This window comes from Dongia sp., from assembly GCF_041906375.1.
Taxonomy (GTDB): Bacteria; Pseudomonadota; Alphaproteobacteria; order Dongiales; family Dongiaceae; genus Dongia.
In genome coordinates, this window is sequence record NZ_JAYRJJ010000006.1 from 1 (window position 1) to 15,963 (window position 15,963).

Here is a 15,963-nt window from a genome sequence, read left to right on the forward strand (position 1 = left end):
CGCGCTTCACACAAAGCGCGCCTTTGCTACTTCCAGCCGACTTAACGCGGGATGGAGCAGCCCGGTAGCTCGTCAGGCTCATAACCTGAAGGTCAGAGGTTCAAATCCTCTTCCCGCAACCATTAAATAAAACGGCTTAGCTGTAACTCAGCTAAGCCGTTTTTTTGTTGTGCAGGCCAATTGCCTGCCTAAAAGCGATCGATAACCGTAACGCCGACGCCTTGGAAGCCGTCAAGGGATGCAAGTGCCGCGCCCGCTTCGGTGAGAGCAATGCGCTTGGTGACAAGGCGGGAGGGGTCCAGCCGACCGGCCTTGATCATCCCGAAGATTGCAGGAAAGCGGCTGGCGCCGATGCCCCTAGTGCCCATAATGCTGATCTGGCGAGAATAGACCGTTTCAAGCAATGGTATGATGGGAGTTGCGTGCTGTTCCAGTGGCATGCCGATCTGCACATGCCGGCCGAGCTTGCGCAGACCCCTTATGGAATTGTGGAAGGTCGTCGTAATGCCAAGGGCATCGATCGAAACATGCGCGCCTCCATCGGTGGCGGCGCGTACGTCCATGGCAATATCGGAAGATGTGGCGGCGTTCAGCGTCGCAGTGGCACCGAGCGATCGGGCGAGAGCCAGGGCCTCGGCATTGACATCGATCGCCAACACCTGAGCGCCAAGCGACGCTGCGATCATGATGGCGGAGAGGCCGACGCCACCGCAGCCATGAACGGCCAGCCATTCACCCGGCCTGAGACCGGCGCGGTCGACGATACCCCTGAAGGCGGTAGTCAGGCGACAGCCCATGGCGGCCGCCTCGGCAAAGCCGATCATTTCTGGCAGGTGCACCAGGTTGAAGTCGGCATGCGGCACCGCAGTGAATTGCGCAAAAGCGCCCCAGGCGGAAAAGCCCAGGACGAATTGGTGTGCACATATGGTTGGATCACCGCCGCGGCAGTCCGGGCAATCGCCACAGGCAATGATGAAAGGGGCGGTAACCCTGTCGCCCTTCTGGAAGCGTCGGCAATCGGGTCCGACCTCAAGCACGGTGCCGGCGAACTCGTGGCCAGGCACATGCGGCGGCGCGACATCCGGATCGGCGCCTTTCCATCCATGCCAATCGGATCGGCACACCCCGCAAGCCTCCACGGCGATGACGACGCCGTCGCGGGGACATTTAGGGTCCGGTACATCGCGTACCACCAGCGGCTGGCGGAATTCTTCGAACAGTGCGGCGCGCAATAGAGGCCTCGACGATCAATGGCAGTAATGAAACGCAGCGCAGATTGGACCTCAGTTGTGGATTCGGCAAGGTGTGCGCTGACGCTGCTAGCTCCGATCCGCATTCAGGATGCGCAGTTCGACACCGGTTTCACGCACGGCGGCGACCGTCGCTGGATCTGGCGCGCCGGCTGTCAGGATCATGTCGACATCTTCGAAACCGCAAACCCGGACCAGTGACGTTTGCGAAAATTTACTGGCGTCAGTGACCACGATGCCGAGACGCGAGGCACGTAGAATCGCCTGTTTGAGGGCGGCATCCGGCAGGCTGAGGCCCATGATCCCGAAGGACGGGTCGACACCATTGCAGCCAATGAAAGCAAAAGACGCACGGATGCGCTCAAGGATAAGGGTGCTCACCGGGCCGACCAGGGAATGCTGCTGCGGTCGTAGTGTGCCGCCGGTGACGACAACCTCGACCCGTGGAATGGCACGTTCCAAAGCCAGGGCGATGTTCAAGCCGGGGGTAAAAATGGTGAGGTTGGTGAGATCCTCCCGGTCGGCGATAGCGTGGGCGATCGCCATTGCCGTCGTGCCGACATCGAGGATGATGCTGTCGCCCGGCGAAAGCATGGCGGCAGCTGCCAACCCGATGCTGCGCTTTTCCGGCAGATAGCTGGATACGCGGGCCTCGTAATCGACCTCGGGGACGGCCTCCACCACGCGCATGGCGCCGCCGCGCACGCGACGGATACCGCCGCGGCGGGCGAGGATATCGACGTCGCTGCGAATGGTTACCTCGGACACGCCGAACTGGCGCGCGAGGTCGTAGATGCGGACGAATTCATGCATCTGGATGAAGGAGAGCAATTGCTCTCGCCTTGCATCGGAGGCCGAACCTTCCGTCCCAGCCGGGATGGCACTTAGTTCGTCGTCGAGTGTTTCAGCTGTCATTGCTTCGGTTCCATTACGCCGCACTGCACAATCCGAAACCCTGAATTGACATGAGCATGAGGTGAAATACTGCAAAAGCGGATGCTTTTTCAATCCGGCTTGACAATCTACTTTCGATACGGAAGTTTCTATATCACAAGTAGAGCGACAAACTAAAGTCGCCGATACCGAGGAAGCGCCATGACAGGGACCGCTCGATGACGGCAGCGCAGGTCGATTCTCATCCGCATGCGGGCGGCTATGGAGAATCCGTGCCGGAACTCGACATGCGCAACATCGGCAAGAGCTTTGCCAACATCCGAGCGCTATCGAATGTCTCCTTCTCTGTGCGCGGTGGCGAAATCCATGCCCTGATGGGCGAGAACGGGGCCGGCAAATCGACCCTGATGAAGATACTCTCCGGTGCCTATAGCGCAGACCCGGGCGGCGAAATCCGTCTGCGCGGCGAGCTTGTCGCGATAAGTGGCCCGCTTGCGGGGCGGCGTCATGGCATCGCCGTCATCTATCAGGAACTCTCCCTGGCGCCCAACCTGACCGTTGCCGAGAACATCTTTCTGGGTGAGGAAAAGCGACGCTATGGCTTCATCGACCGCAAGGCGATGGAGGCTGCAGCGGCACCCTTGCTGCGCCGGCTCGATGCGCCATTCCTTGCCAATGCACGCGTCGCAGGGCTCTCCATTGCCGAACGGCAATTGGTCGAGATCGCCCGTGCCCTTGCCGGGCATCCGCGCATCCTGGTGATGGACGAGCCGACCACCAGCCTCTCGGCCCGCGAGGCAACGCGGCTCTTTGCCATCATCCGGCAACTGAAGTCCGAGGGTATTGCCATCGTCTATATCAGCCACCGCATGGCGGAGGTCTATGAACTGGCGGACCGGGTAAGTGTTCTACGGGACGGCACGCTGATCGGTACATTGGACAAGGGGGAAATCACCGCACCGGCCTTGGTGCGGATGATGGTCGGCCGCGAGTTGTCCTCCTTCTACACCAAGGAACATCGACATCCATCTGCCGACCGCATGGCGGTGCTGGAGGTGGAAAATATTCACGATGATAAATTCATTAAGAATTGCAGCCTGTCGGTGAAAGCCGGCGAAGTAGTTGGATTGGCCGGCCTCGTCGGCTCCGGTCGGACGGAACTTGCGCGGCTCATCTACGGTGCTGATCCGAAGGCTGGCGGCCGCATCCTGGTCGACGGCGCCGAATGCCAGATCGCGACACCCCTACAGGCCATCAAATCGGGCATCGTCTATTTGACAGAGGATCGCAAAGCCCTTGGCCTGTTTCTGGACATGACGATCCGAGAGAATATTGCCATCAGCGTCCTGGATGAGGATGCAATTGCCGGCGGTATTCTCAATCTCAGATCGGCACGGGATAGGGCCGCCGCTGCTATCAAGTCGCTTGGCATCCGCACTCTCAATAGCGCAGTGACCGTGGGGTCGCTCTCAGGTGGTAACCAGCAAAAGGTTTTGCTTTCGCGGTTGCTTGAGACCAAACCACGCGTCCTGCTCCTGGATGAGCCTACCCGCGGTATCGATGTCGGCGCCAAATCGCAGATCTATCACATCATTGATGAACTGGCGCGGGCTGGCGCGGCGGTTCTGGTGATTTCAAGCGAGCTACCGGAGATTGTCGGCATTTCGGATCGCGTACTGGTCATGCGCGACGGGCAAATTGTCGGTGAAATCGAAGGGCGGCCGAACGCGCCGATCACGCAGGAAATGATCATGGATATTGCGACCAGCACGGCGGCACTCAACGCGGCCTAAATGTGGTTGTGGGGCGAAGGGAATTGAGTATGAGCGACAGAGCGATGGGCATAACTGCTCAGGATATTGAGAAGGCCTCTCTGGCACGAAAGCAGCGGATGCGCTCGATCCTGCAGATTGTCGGAATGCTGCCGATTCTCATCATCCTCGGCATCTTCTTCGAAGTGTCAACCGATCGCTTCATGAGTTGGATGAACCTGTCAATTGTAGCACAGCAGGCGGCCATCAACATCGTTCTGGCCGCCGGCATGACCTTCGTCATTCTCACGGGTGGTATCGACCTCTCCATCGGCTCGATCCTGGCTGCCTCGGCGATGATCGCAATCATTGTCTCGAAGGTGCCCGATTACGGCATGCTGGGCGTACCGGCGGCACTCCTCATTGGCCTGATTTTCGGTCTCATCAATGGCATTCTCATTGCTGCGATGCGATTGCCGCCCTTTATCGTTACTTTGGGATCGTTGACGGCTGTGCGCGGCGTCGCGCGCCTTCTTGGCGAAGATACGACTGTCTTCAATCCGGATCTGCCCTTTGCCTTCATCGGCAACGGCACCTTTTTGCAGGTACCTTGGCTCGTCATCATTGCTTTTGCCGTCGTCATCATTTCGTGGCTGATCCTGCGGCGCACGGTCCTTGGCAATCGCATCTATGCCGTCGGTGGAAATCCCGATGCAGCACGGCTCGCGGGTATCAAGGTTTGGCAGATCTTGCTCTTTGTCTATTCCATGGCGGGTCTGCTCGCGGGGCTTGGCGGTGCCATGTCGGCGGCGCGCCTTTTTGCTGCCAACGGACTGCAACTGGGCCAGAGCTATGAACTCGATGCGATCGCGGCGGTCATACTTGGCGGCACCAGCTTTACCGGCGGAATCGGTTCGATCTGGGGCACGCTGATCGGTGCGCTCATTATCGCCGTGCTGACTAACGGGCTGATCCTGCTCGGGATATCAGACATCTGGCAATACATCATCAAGGGATTGGTCATCATCGGTGCCGTGGCGCTCGACCGCTATCGCTTGCGGGAAGGGGGGCGGACATGACGGGGCCAAGAGTGCCGGCGCTCAACGAAGTCGCCGGATAGAAAGCCGTATCGGTCGCACAGCGATCCGGTGTGATAATCCAACAGGAGGAAACATGAAACTCTCGCGTCTTGCCCTAGGGCTGGTGGTTTCGGTCGGTTTGACGATGCCTGCTGTCGCCCAAGAACTCCAAAAGGTCGGTATTTCGGTCGGCTCTTTGGGAAATCCTTTCTTCGTCGCCACAATCAAGGGCATCGAAGATAAGGCCAAGGGGATCAATCCCAATGTTGAAGTGATCTCGGTCTCTTCAGACTACGACCTCAACAAGCAGGTTACGCAGATCGATAACTTCATTGCCGCCGGCGTCAATGTCATCATGTTGAATGCAGTTGATCCAGTCGCCATCGCGCCCGCGATTAAGAAGGCACAGGCAGCAGGGATCGTTGTTGCCGCCTTCGATGTCGGTGCCCAGGGGGCTGACGTCACGGTTATGACCGACAACGTCAAGGCGGGCGCTCTTGCTTGCCAGTACATCGTCGACCACCTGAAGGGAAAGGGTGACGTTCTCATCGTGAATGGCCCGCAGGTCACCTCGGTCGCGGACCGTGTCAAGGGTTGCAAGGAGGTTTTTGCCAAGAGCCCGGATATCAAGATCCTGTCGGATGATCAGGATGCCAAGGGCTCGCGTGACGGTGGCTTCGCCGTGACGCAAAGCTTGCTCACGCGCTTCCAGAAGGTTGACGGCATCTTCGCGATCAATGATCCGACCGGCATTGGCGCCAGCCTGGCGGCAAAGCAGTTGGGCCGCAGCGAGTTCATCATCACGGCGGTGGACGGTGCGCCGGATATCGAAGCGGAACTGAAAACAGGCACCTCGCTGATCAAGGCGTCGTCTTCGCAGGATCCGTATGCAATGGCTGGCCAGTCGCTCGAACTGGCGGCCGGCATTCTGCAGGGCAAGAAGCCGGATCCAAACGTGATCTTGCTTGATCCGGTGCTGATCACCTCCGAGAACCTCGGTTCCTACAAGGGTTGGACGGCGGCTCGCTGAATGCGTCTGCGGCCGGCTGCGGTCCCTGGCCGCAGCCGGCGCTTTTTCTCGGGAAGAAATAATGTTGAAGGAACTGCGCGAGCAGGTTCTGGCGGCCAATCTCGAATTGGTGCGTGCCGGTCTCGTTCTCTATACCTTCGGCAATGTCAGCGGCATTGACCGGGAGCGAGGGCTGATCGTCATCAAGCCGAGCGGTGTCCCCTACGAACGCATGTCGGAATCCGACATGGTGATCGTGGATCTGGATGGAACCAAGGTCGAAGGAGACCTGCGGCCGTCCTCCGACCTTGCGACGCATCTGGTACTCTACAAGGCATTTCCTGTGATCGGCGGCGTGGTACATTCACATTCGGAGTTCGCGACGATCTGGGCTCAAGCCGCGCGCGCCATTCCTGCCTTCGGGACGACACATGCCGACTATTTTCACGGTGCGGTGCCGGCCACGCGTGAACTCACCGGGGCGGAAATCGGTGGCGACTACGTGCACCATACCGGCAGGGTGATTGTCGAGGCGATCGGCGATAAGGATCCGCTCGCTATGCCTGCGGCACTCGTGTCTGGCCACGGTCCCTTTTGCTGGGGCGTTGATGCCGGCGACGCGGTGCACAATGCGGTCGTGCTGGAATCCGTCGCTCGCATGGCATTGCATACGCTGGCACTGCAGCCGCATGCCGTTGGCATTTCCCAAGCCTTGCTGGACCGGCACTATTTTCGCAAGCATGGTGCCAAGGCGACCTACGGTCAGTCGCAAGCCAGCAGGATTCGCCCATAATGTCATCCGTCATTGCCGGGGTCGATTTTGGAACCCTGAGCGTCCGCGTGACGCTGTTTTCCGATGCGGGCAGGGCGCTCGGCCACGCCAGCGCCGAATATCCCTTGCACCGGCGGCGCGACGATCCGGACTATGCCACTCAATCGCACGATGACCAGATGTCGGCCCTGGCAGATGCCGTTCAAAGGGCGCTGCGGGATAGTCACGTGCCGGGTGATGACATTGCCGCCCTAGCCATCGACACGACCGGCTCCAGTGTAGTCATGCTTGGTGAAGGGCTGGTGCCGCTCGACGACTATTATCTTTGGTGCGATCACCGGGCCAAGGCCGAAGCGCAGGAAATTACTGCGCACGCCCACAAGGTCGGGTTGGAGGCGATTAATTGGTGCGGCGGTGTCTATTCGCACGAATGGGGCTTCGCCAAAGTGCTGCATTGGCTGCGCCACAATCCCGGCAAGCGCGGTCGCTTCATCACCGCCATGGAGCATTGCGACATGGTCGTGGCGACCCTGACCGGCGTCACGGATGTGGGGCAGGTGAAGCGCAGTGTCTGTGCCATGGGGCACAAATGGATGTGGAATCCGCGTTGGGACGGTTTGCCGTCGCAGGATTTTCTGTCCCGTGTCGATCCACTATTTGACAATATCCGCGCCAAGATCGGTGGTGAGTTTTGTACCTCGGATAAGATCGCAGGCGGTCTTTCTCAAGCATGGGCGGACCGGCTGGGTATCAAAGCGGGGATTCCGATCCCGGTCGGGGCCTTTGACGCGCATTGGGACGCGCTCGGCGCGGGCTGCAAGGTCGGCGACGTGGTCAATGTCGTCGGCACCTCGACCTGCATCATAGCAACCGCGCGTGATGTCGGTCTTATTCCCGGCCTTTGCGGAATTGTGCCCGGCAGCGTCGATCCGCATTTGATGGGGATCGAGGCCGGCTTGTCGGCAACGGGTGACATATTCGATGCCATCGCCAAGCGCGCCAATACCCGTATCGCCGATCTGTCTCGGGGACTGGAAAATTATCGCGCCGGGCAGACCGGTCTGTTGCGCCTCACCTGGGATAATGGCGACCGAACCGTATTGGTGCGACCGGATTTGGGTGGGGTGACGCTCGGCTGGAACTTGCTGCATACGGCGCAGGATGAGCTCTTCGCGGCGATCGAGGGCACGGCGTTCCATACCCGCCTCATTCTGGAGCGAATGGCCGAGGGCGGTGTGCCGATCGATCGCATTATCAATGGCGGCGGCATCCCGCAGCACAATCCGGTGCTGAACCAGGTTTACGCCAATGTCCTCGGCAAGCCCGTACTGGTGCCGGACGGGGTGCCGACCGGTTTCGGCGCCGGCATCTTTGCGAGCCTAGCCGCTGGCATTCATGCGGATGTCGCCGCCGCACAGGCTGCCATGTGCCTGCCATTCAGGACCTTCACACCCGATCCGGCGGCGCAAGCGATCTATGAACGCCTATATGCCACTTTTCGTCGCCTTTACCGTGGCTTTGGCGGCGTCGACCCGACGACCGATCTCGGCACTGTGCTGCCGGAACTGCGCCGAATTGCCCTCACCGGAGGTCACGCTTGATGACGACCCGCCTCGACCAAAAGCTCGCCCGCATTCGTGCCGGACAGTATACTCGCGGTGATTTCATCATCGCCGATGCCAAAGACGGCGACATGGGGCCAAGCCTGGTGTCCACCGGGCCCCTGCGGCAAAAGGACGGGAGTTGGACGCGCTATCGCAACCGCGCTGAGTTTCTCGATCAGGTGCGTTCTATCGTGGCGCAGAATATCGTCGACATCATGCTTCTCTCGGCCTCCAATCTCGAGAAACTGGCGGCGGAGGGCGTTTTTCGCGGCAGCCCGGTGAAGCCTGCGGTACGTGCAAATGACACGAGCGATATCTGGATGGTTCGGGGTGGCACCTATAACCATCTGCCCTCGCGGCCGTTTCGGTCGGCTTCCTTGCCGCGTGTTTTGCATGGCGGCTCTGCTCTCCGAAGCAATGCGTCCGTCGCTGGCACGGATCTCGGGCTCTATTCTATAACGTTCAACAATGACCTTGAGGCCGATCTTCGGGCGCTGGAGGCCTTCGCCGCATTTCGTGCTGATGCTGCGCTGCACGGCTTCAGCTACTTCCTGGAGGTATTCAACCCCAATGCCGGGCGGGATGTTGCGCCGGAGATCATGCCGCACTTTGTCAACGATTGCATCGTGCGTTGTCTCGCCGGTGTTGCCGCGGCCGATCGACCGCAGTTTCTCAAAGTGGCCTACAATGGCCCCAAGGCATTGGAAGAAATCGCCGGCTACGATCCCGGCATGATCGTCGGCGTGCTGGGCGGCGGGGCGGGGACAACGCGCGATTGCTTTGAACTGCTCGCCCAGGCGGAGCGCTATGGTGCGCGGGTTGCCCTCTTTGGGCGCAAGATCAATTTGGCCGAGGATCCGCTGACCATGGTAGATCTGATGCGTCATGTAGCCGATGGAACAGTGACGCCGCAGGAGGCGGTTCGTGCCTATCATGGCGCCTTGGGAAAGCAGGGTATCAAGCCGATCCGGTCACTAGATGACGATAGTGCCGTTACCGAAGCGGTTCTTCGGCAGGCAGCTTGATCAGCCCACTGGATTCCCGACACAACCGCCTGTAGAGAAGTAGGCATGACAACGTCTCGCCGTGGCATCGTGACGGGGGGAACATGGTGCGTTGATCGCAACCGTGCGATCGATGCTTGGCCGCATGAAGACGGTGCCGCCGAAATCCTGGCAACCGAGCTTTATGGCGGTGGTTCGGCCTGCAACCTGGCCATCGACCTCAAAAAACTGGATCCGGGCTTTCCGGTTGCCACGATTGGCCTGATTGGGGACGATGCGGATGGGCGCTTCCTCGCGCATCAGGCCGATATCCACGGCATAGAGCGCGCGCGCCTGGCTGTCACCTCCGCGGCAGAGACCCAGTTCACCGACGCCTATGTTTCGCAACGCAGTGGCCGTCGCACGCATATCTTTTTCCAGGGTACCGGCGCGTTGTTGACACCGGACCATTTTGATTTCACGGGGCTGACAGCGCGTATCCTGCATTTGGGTTTGCCAGGCGCACACAAGCATATGGATGGGCCATGGCAAGATGGTGCCAATGGCTGGGTGACTGTCCTGCGCCGGGCGCGCGACATGGGCCTGCAGACGAATCTGGAGCTCTTCAGCATTGCCCCGGATCGGATTGCCAATCTGGTGCGGCCGTGCCTGCCGCATTTGGACTATCTGATCGTCAATGATTTCGAGATTGGCGCGTTGGCCCGGATGCAGACATCGTCGGATGGTGTTACGGCAGTTTCGACCTGTATCGAGGCGGCGCGCGCTATCATGGCGCAAGGTGGCATGAAGCTGGTTGTCGTGCATTTCCCAGCCGGCGCGATCGCCCTTGGTCGCGAGGGCGATGTTGCGACGGCACCATCGGTCAATATCCCCCAAGGCGCTATCGTCAGCGCGAACGGTGCGGGCGATGCTTTCGCCGCTGGCTTGCTCTATGGCGTTCATGAAGGGTGGCAGGTCCCGGCCGCTCTTGAGCTCGCCCATGCGACCGCGGCGATGTCGCTGAAAGGGCTGTCTACCTGCGCCACGGTCCAATCGCATCAAGCCTGCCTGGAGCAGGCGCGAATCTGGGGATTTCACCCTACAGTCTGATTGGGATTAGTCACAGGTTCAGTCGCGGCTCACGCTGCATGCGTCGCTATTGGAGAAACTGGCTCCGTCCTTCGTCGTGCAATGACAAATTTCTTGACGAGGCACGCGGAGTGGAGAAATGTTGGCCCGTCGATGGTTCCCCGATGGATGGACTCCAGGGGATTAATAGGGAACACGGTGCGGACGACCCAAAAGGGGCCAAAGCCGTGACTGCCCCCGCAACTGTAAGCGAGGAGCAGACGCCGAAATAACCACTGACCGGAGCTGGCGCGGAATGCGCTGGCAACTTGGTTGGGAAGGTGGCGCTGCGCAACACTCGTGAGCCAGGAGACCTGCCAGCGACAGGAAGAATCCGTTTCCCGGACGGGGTGTCCGCGCGGTGTTGATGGCTTGGTATCGCAGGATACCTCAAGGCCCATTGGCGACACGCCATCCCCGTTCGATATGGATTTCTCACCAGTCAACCAATTTGAGGGGATTCACCAATGCAAGCCAAAGCACAACTTTCATCAACTGCCCTGTCTACCAAATCCAAAACCCGCGCCGAAGCTGTTGCGGGCGCCGCAATGGCCGCGATGCTGGGCCTTGTCATGGTCTGGGGCGTGGGCTTTTCGCACATTGAAGCGGTCCATAACGCCGCCCATGACACACGCCACGCCAACGCTTTTCCCTGCCACTAAGGTGGCAGGAGGCACTGCATGGAGACGTTTCGGCAGCTTTTCATTGTTGCGGCCCTCGCCGGACTTGTAAGCGGCATCTTCATTTCCCTGGTGCATCAGGTCAGCACGACGCCGCTGATCCTCGCGGCAGAAGTCTATGAGGGTTCTGCCGATGCGGTGGCGACGGACACGCATGAAGATGCAACTGGCACCACCGGCCATGGCCACTCGGAAGGTGAAGCTGGGGCGTGGTTTCCGACCGACGGTTGGCAGCGCACGCTGGCAACCGCCACGGCGGATGTGTTGACTGGTATCGGTTTTTCGCTGGTGCTGGCCGCTGCCTATCACCTTTGGGGTGGGCAGATGACGTGGCGGATAGGACTCTTCTGGGGCCTTGCCGGGTTTGCCGCGATCGTCGCCTCGCCAAATCTTGGCCTTCCGCCGGAAGTTCCCGGGACGGAGGCCGCGCCGCTCGCCGATCGTCAGATGTGGTGGATCGCAACGGCCGCACTGACGGCGGCCGGCCTAGGCTGCATCTTTATCGGAAGGCAAGCCTGGATGGCTGCTCTGGGGCTTGCGCTTGTCGTCTTGCCGCATGCCTATGGCGCACCACAGCCCGCTGAATACGCAAGCGTGGCACCCGAGGCGCTTGCGCACCGGTTCATCGTGGCAGCCACAGTCGTTGGACTGCTTTTCTGGGCCGCACTTGGCGCGTCGACTGGCTATTTCTATTGTCGCATCTTTAAAGAAGCTGCGGCCTGACCGATCGCTTCAAGAATGAGAAAGGCCGGAAGACCTGTGAGGGTCATCCGGCCTTTTTTCATCTCCTACAGTGCGCGCACATCGTGGATGAAGCGCTCGATCGTGCTGCGGATATGGGCCGTGTTCTGGCCAAGTTGTTTGGCAGCGGAAAGCACGGTCGCGGTGGCATTCTGCGTCTGGCCGGCGGCCTGGGCTACGAAAACCACCTTCTCAGAGACTTCCTGGTTGCCGGCCGAAGCCTCCTGAATGTTGCGCGCAATTTCTTTGGTGGCGGCATTCTGTTCCTCGACCGCGGCCGCGACGCCACCGGAAATGTCCTTCATCTGGCGGATCTGCTCACCTACCGACCGAATGGAATCGGCCGTTGATTGGGTCGAGGTCTGGATGGATTGCACCTGAACGGCAATGTCGTCGGTCGCGCGAGCCGTCTGGTTGGCGAGGCTCTTTACTTCGTTGGCGACGACAGCAAAACCCTTGCCGGCCTCTCCGGCGCGGGCTGCTTCGATAGTGGCATTGAGCGCCAGGAGGTTGGTCTGGTTCGAAATTTCCGTAATGAGTCGGACCACGTCCCCGATTTTTGTCGACGCCTCTGTCAGCAAGGTCACGCGTTCCGTCGTATCTTCGATGGCATGCGTCGAAGCCGCAGCAATGTCGGCCTGGCTGGCAACCTGGCGGCTGATCTCCATGATCGAGCTGGAGAGTTCCTCCGTTGCTGCTGCGACGGTTTGCACGTTGGAACTGGCTTCAGTCGCAGCTGCCGCCACTTTCTGCACCTGGTCGAGAGACTCGGTCGACAGCTTGGTGAGCGATTCTGCCGTCTGATCCAGTTCGTCGGCGGATTTCACAAGGGCCTGCAGGATGGTTTCGACCTCCTGGTCGAAGCCGCGCGCAAGATCGGTCATCTGCGCAGCACGCTTTTCGCGCGCCTGTTGCTGCTGCGCGGCCTCCGCCTGCAGCACCTCGTTCTTGCGCATATTGTCGGCAAAGACGGCAACGGCACCAGCCATGTTGCCGACTTCGTCCGCGCGCTCGGCGTAGGGGATATGCACTGCCGTATTGCCAGACGCCAATTCCTTCATCGTATCCGTGATGACGCGGATTGGTGCGCCGATTTGGCGCGAAAGCACGAAGAAGAAGAGAACGGCGGCAACCAGCATGACAATGGCGCTGATGATGACAGTGCGCAGCGTCCAGGCAAGGGCTGACGAGATTTCCGCATTGGCAGCGGCCGAGTTCTCCCGGATCGCGTCGGCCAACTCCTTCCCGGCGGCCTCGAGTTTGTCCGTTAAGGTCTCGCCGGCACCGGTGACTTCGATCGCGCGCGCTTCATTGACGGTCGAAGGGTGACGCATCAATTTGAGCTGTTTCGCGACCGGACCGTCGCGCCATTCCTTGACAGCGCTGGAGATCGCGTCGAGAGGTGCCAGCAAATGTTGTTCACCGGCTGCGTTGGCAATGGCTTCCTGTAACAACTGGTCGAAGCTGGCACTGAAGGTCTGGTAGTTGCGTGAATATTCCGAATTGCCGGTGACGAGCAGGCCGCGGATCGCCGTCTGCATCTTGGCTGCAACAGCCAAGGTCGCGTTGATCGAGCTGGCCTGTCGTTCGGCCGCATCACTGACGGAGTTCGCACGGTCAATGCGGGCGGTCAACATGATCGAAATGCCGCCGGAGATGATGATGACGAGGCCCAGCAGCGAGAAGGCGATGATGAGCTTCTTGGCTACGGATAAATTGGCAAAGTTCATGACGATCCCCGTTCCTGTCAGCTCTGCAGCCGGCGCTGCAACTCGGTGAGATTGAATTCGACGGTGACTGCGCCGATCGATTGATTGGTCTCGGGGTCGACAACAGTAAAGTCGACCTGCGTGCGCCAGGTCTTCGTCTTGTCATCGAACTCCGGCTCGTCGACGAAGACGGCGTCTGGGCCGACCGCAAAGGTCTTCTGGTACTTGTCCTCGTCGCCTTGCCAATAGTCGGAGGTCACGGAGCTCTGGCCGACATTGAGGCCGAACTTGTCCATTACGAAAATCTCGGTGAACAATCCGGCAGAGCTTGCCTGGATGTAGAGGAGGTAGTTAGAGAGCGGGCTGCTCAGGATTTCAGCAATGAAAGGCTGGTCGTCCGACTTAGCTTCAGTCTTCCACGCCTCGTCCATTTTATCGATTGCACCTTGGTCAATGCCGGTGTGCACCTTATTGGCAGCAAGAATGGACATGATCGTCACCGGCTGCACGATACGTTCGCGCATGTCCTTGATGACGTCTGGGGTAATGATGTCGGCGGAAATGGGTGGCGATGTTGGTGCGGCGGCGGGTTCAGCCGATGCCGCCGGGGCCGCAGGAGCGGGGGCGGCAACTGCTGGCACCGTGGTCGCTGGTTCTGTTGTTGCAGGCGCTGCGGTAGCCGGAGCCGTTGTCGCCTCTTGGGCCATTGCTGGGTTAAACATGGCGACTTCGCCGGCCACCAAAATGATGACGGCAAAAGCAACGGCGTTGAATGATTGCTGCTGGATCATGTACCGCTCTCACTTCGATGAAGACTGTCTTCAACTTGATCCGAACTGGTAAAGAAATGATTGCTTAAATTGAAAACAGGTTGATATTCCTCGCTTTTTAATCCTTAGAATTGCTCTAGGAACAACTTGCTGCATGTCGGGCAGGATCATTTTCCCGGAAGTCGGCGTTGCTGTATTGCACGTGGTATAAAAGCAGAAAGTGATTCACTTAGAAGGGCGGCGTTGATGGACAGCGCTTCGGAAAAGACGGCGTTACCTGAAAGCGATGAAGCGCAGCGCGTAACGGACCGGGCGCGTGATATGGCGGAGAGGGCCAAAGGCGCCACACTCAGTTTCGTGCCCTACGTCTGGCGACGCTTCCAGGCGGATGGTTGCACCGGGGTCGCCGCAGGCCTCAGCTATACGTCGCTCCTGGCCATTGTTCCGCTTCTGGCGATCGGCCTCGCCATGTTCGCGGCCTTTCCGGCTTTTGCCGATTTGCGCGACGATCTGATCATCGTGCTGGCACAGAATCTGGCGCCAGATCTGGCCAATGTCGTCAATCAATATCTTGGCACGTTCATCCAGAATGCTGGCGGCACCTCTGCAATCGGCGTCATCGGTATCGGCGTCACGGCGATTTTGCTGGTGAATACGATCCAGACGGCCTTCGACAAGATCTGGGGTGTCACCAATCCGCGGCATAAGCTGAAGCGACTGCCGGTCTACTGGGCGATCATCACCTTGGGCCCGCTGCTCTTCGGCGCGTCTCTCTCGATATCGACATATGTCTTCTCTCTTGCGAGCAGAGGGGAGTTCTATGGCCTCTCCGCCGGCCTGAAGATCCTTACGGCAATTTTGCCGTTTCTGTTGGAGGTTGCGGGCTTTACCCTGTTCTATCGGATGATCCCGACCAGGCCGGTCCGTCTGTCTGATGCCGGAATGGGTGCCATCCTGGCCGCTGCGCTGTTCGAATGTCTGAAACGGGGTTTTGGCCTCTATCTGCAGTATTTCGGCTCATATCAGCTGGTCTATGGTGCGCTCGCCACGGTGCCCATTTTCCTCATCTGGACCTATCTCATTTGGGTAACCGTGCTGATCGGCGCCGAGATTGCTGCCGCCTTGCCTGAGTGGCGGTCAGGGAGGCGTCAGGTTGGCGAATCGCTTCGTCGAGGCGATCTTCTCAGCCTATCCCTCGGCACCTTTGCCGAGCTCCACAGGGCCCAATCGCACGGCGCCGGTATCCGCACCGAGCAACTGGTACTCCGCCTGGCGGCCGATCCTGGGCGCCTTGTCTGGTTGCTGGAGGCTTTGAAATCCCATCGGCTGATCGCGCGCTCGGATAGCGGGCGCTGGATGCTGGCCCGGGACCTCAATACCTTCACCATCCACGACGTCTGTCATCACCTAGGGATCGCCCTGGGGGAAACGGTGGAGGAGGTGGTGCCCTTGGTCGATCCACTGATGCGCCGCATCGCTGAAACCGAGAAGGCGGCCCTCGACGAACCCATCGCGGTGGCCCTCAAAAGCATCGACGCAATTTGATGCGTCGCGGCATTTTCCCTTTATGGGTCGGCAGCGTCCCCCTATAAC

General features: G+C 59.7%; 14 protein-coding genes, 1 tRNA gene and 1 riboswitch. Of the genes, 11 read left to right on the forward strand and 4 right to left on the reverse strand.

The genetic code is table 11. The features are described 5' to 3' along the window. Positions 1-45: 45 nt before the first annotated feature. Positions 46-122: transfer RNA gene (locus tag ACE3OA_RS17395), tRNA-Met, on the forward strand. Positions 123-188: 66 nt separating this feature from the next. Here the strand turns inward: ACE3OA_RS17395 and ACE3OA_RS17400 are convergent. After that, a complete protein-coding gene (locus tag ACE3OA_RS17400) occupies positions 189-1,232 on the reverse strand; it encodes a zinc-dependent alcohol dehydrogenase family protein (protein WP_374313056.1) in 1,044 nt (347 codons plus the stop codon). Positions 1,233-1,319: 87 nt separating this feature from the next. Next, on the reverse strand, positions 1,320-2,165 hold the full coding sequence (locus ACE3OA_RS17405; protein WP_374313058.1) for a DeoR/GlpR family DNA-binding transcription regulator: 846 nt from the start codon (positions 2,163-2,165) through the stop codon (positions 1,320-1,322). Positions 2,166-2,362: 197 nt separating this feature from the next. On the opposite strand from ACE3OA_RS17405, the gene ACE3OA_RS17410 reads away from it, so the two are divergent. The 9 genes from ACE3OA_RS17410 (at position 2,363) to ACE3OA_RS17450 (ending at position 11,873) form a co-directional block, all read left to right on the forward strand. Then, positions 2,363-3,937: a sugar ABC transporter ATP-binding protein gene (locus ACE3OA_RS17410; protein ID WP_374313060.1), complete on the forward strand. Its 1,575-nt coding sequence runs from the start codon at positions 2,363-2,365 to the stop codon at positions 3,935-3,937. Between the two features lie 29 nt (positions 3,938-3,966). Continuing rightward, the gene (locus tag ACE3OA_RS17415) at positions 3,967-4,974 is read left to right on the forward strand and encodes a ribose ABC transporter permease (protein WP_374313062.1); all 1,008 of its coding nucleotides are present in this window, start codon (positions 3,967-3,969) and stop codon (positions 4,972-4,974) included. 94 nt (positions 4,975-5,068) lie between these two features. Further along, positions 5,069-6,004 carry an ABC transporter substrate-binding protein gene (locus ACE3OA_RS17420; protein WP_374313064.1) on the forward strand — a complete coding sequence of 312 codons (936 nt, stop codon included), beginning with the start codon at positions 5,069-5,071 and terminating at the stop codon, positions 6,002-6,004. Positions 6,005-6,065: 61 nt separating this feature from the next. Beyond that, the gene (locus ACE3OA_RS17425; RefSeq protein ID WP_374313066.1) at positions 6,066-6,776 is read left to right on the forward strand and encodes an L-ribulose-5-phosphate 4-epimerase; all 711 of its coding nucleotides are present in this window, start codon (positions 6,066-6,068) and stop codon (positions 6,774-6,776) included. Next, the gene (locus ACE3OA_RS17430) at positions 6,776-8,356 is read left to right on the forward strand and encodes a ribulokinase (protein WP_374313068.1); all 1,581 of its coding nucleotides are present in this window, start codon (positions 6,776-6,778) and stop codon (positions 8,354-8,356) included. Before ACE3OA_RS17425 ends, ACE3OA_RS17430 begins: the two co-directional genes overlap by 1 nt. Next, a complete protein-coding gene (locus tag ACE3OA_RS17435; RefSeq protein ID WP_374313070.1) occupies positions 8,356-9,384 on the forward strand; it encodes a hypothetical protein in 1,029 nt (342 codons plus the stop codon). The genes ACE3OA_RS17430 and ACE3OA_RS17435 overlap by 1 nt, the downstream gene beginning before the upstream one ends. A gap of 45 nt (positions 9,385-9,429) precedes the next feature. Continuing rightward, entirely contained in the window at positions 9,430-10,452 is a 1,023-nt protein-coding gene (locus ACE3OA_RS17440; RefSeq protein WP_374313072.1) for a carbohydrate kinase family protein, read from the forward strand. A 116-nt stretch (positions 10,453-10,568) separates the two neighbouring features. Next, positions 10,569-10,807: riboswitch (cobalamin riboswitch) on the forward strand. Positions 10,808-10,937: 130 nt separating this feature from the next. Further along, positions 10,938-11,132, forward strand: a complete 195-nt coding sequence (locus ACE3OA_RS17445; protein WP_374313074.1) for a CbtB domain-containing protein — start codon at positions 10,938-10,940, stop codon at positions 11,130-11,132. An 18-nt stretch (positions 11,133-11,150) separates the two neighbouring features. Next, complete coding sequence (locus ACE3OA_RS17450) at positions 11,151-11,873, forward strand: CbtA family protein (RefSeq protein WP_374313076.1); 723 nt, start codon at positions 11,151-11,153, stop codon at positions 11,871-11,873. Positions 11,874-11,938: 65 nt separating this feature from the next. On the opposite strand, the gene ACE3OA_RS17455 is transcribed toward ACE3OA_RS17450, so the two are convergent. Next, on the reverse strand, positions 11,939-13,621 hold the full coding sequence (locus tag ACE3OA_RS17455; protein ID WP_374313078.1) for a methyl-accepting chemotaxis protein: 1,683 nt from the start codon (positions 13,619-13,621) through the stop codon (positions 11,939-11,941). Positions 13,622-13,638: 17 nt separating this feature from the next. Then, a complete protein-coding gene (locus ACE3OA_RS17460) occupies positions 13,639-14,391 on the reverse strand; it encodes a hypothetical protein (RefSeq protein WP_374313080.1) in 753 nt (250 codons plus the stop codon). A gap of 225 nt (positions 14,392-14,616) precedes the next feature. On the opposite strand from ACE3OA_RS17460, the gene ACE3OA_RS17465 reads away from it, so the two are divergent. Further along, the gene (locus tag ACE3OA_RS17465) at positions 14,617-15,915 is read left to right on the forward strand and encodes a YihY family inner membrane protein (RefSeq protein ID WP_374313082.1); all 1,299 of its coding nucleotides are present in this window, start codon (positions 14,617-14,619) and stop codon (positions 15,913-15,915) included. Positions 15,916-15,963: the final 48 nt, after the last annotated feature.

What these genes read in the sequence shown, in the direction of transcription:
- ACE3OA_RS17405 (WP_374313058.1), bottom strand. Translation starts at nt 2,165, where the DNA reads ATGACAGCTGAAACACTCGACGACGAACTAAGTGCCATCCCGGCTGGG.
- ACE3OA_RS17410 (WP_374313060.1), top strand. Translation starts at nt 2,363, where the DNA reads ATGACGGCAGCGCAGGTCGATTCTCATCCGCATGCGGGCGGCTATGGA.
- ACE3OA_RS17415 (WP_374313062.1), top strand. Translation starts at nt 3,967, where the DNA reads ATGAGCGACAGAGCGATGGGCATAACTGCTCAGGATATTGAGAAGGCC.
- ACE3OA_RS17420 (WP_374313064.1), top strand. Translation starts at nt 5,069, where the DNA reads ATGAAACTCTCGCGTCTTGCCCTAGGGCTGGTGGTTTCGGTCGGTTTG.
- ACE3OA_RS17425 (WP_374313066.1), top strand. Translation starts at nt 6,066, where the DNA reads ATGTTGAAGGAACTGCGCGAGCAGGTTCTGGCGGCCAATCTCGAATTG.
- ACE3OA_RS17430 (WP_374313068.1), top strand. Translation starts at nt 6,776, where the DNA reads ATGTCATCCGTCATTGCCGGGGTCGATTTTGGAACCCTGAGCGTCCGC.
- ACE3OA_RS17435 (WP_374313070.1), top strand. Translation starts at nt 8,356, where the DNA reads ATGACGACCCGCCTCGACCAAAAGCTCGCCCGCATTCGTGCCGGACAG.
- ACE3OA_RS17440 (WP_374313072.1), top strand. Translation starts at nt 9,430, where the DNA reads ATGACAACGTCTCGCCGTGGCATCGTGACGGGGGGAACATGGTGCGTT.
- ACE3OA_RS17445 (WP_374313074.1), top strand. Translation starts at nt 10,938, where the DNA reads ATGCAAGCCAAAGCACAACTTTCATCAACTGCCCTGTCTACCAAATCC.
- ACE3OA_RS17450 (WP_374313076.1), top strand. Translation starts at nt 11,151, where the DNA reads ATGGAGACGTTTCGGCAGCTTTTCATTGTTGCGGCCCTCGCCGGACTT.
- ACE3OA_RS17455 (WP_374313078.1), bottom strand. Translation starts at nt 13,621, where the DNA reads ATGAACTTTGCCAATTTATCCGTAGCCAAGAAGCTCATCATCGCCTTC.
- ACE3OA_RS17460 (WP_374313080.1), bottom strand. Translation starts at nt 14,391, where the DNA reads ATGATCCAGCAGCAATCATTCAACGCCGTTGCTTTTGCCGTCATCATT.
- ACE3OA_RS17465 (WP_374313082.1), top strand. Translation starts at nt 14,617, where the DNA reads ATGGACAGCGCTTCGGAAAAGACGGCGTTACCTGAAAGCGATGAAGCG.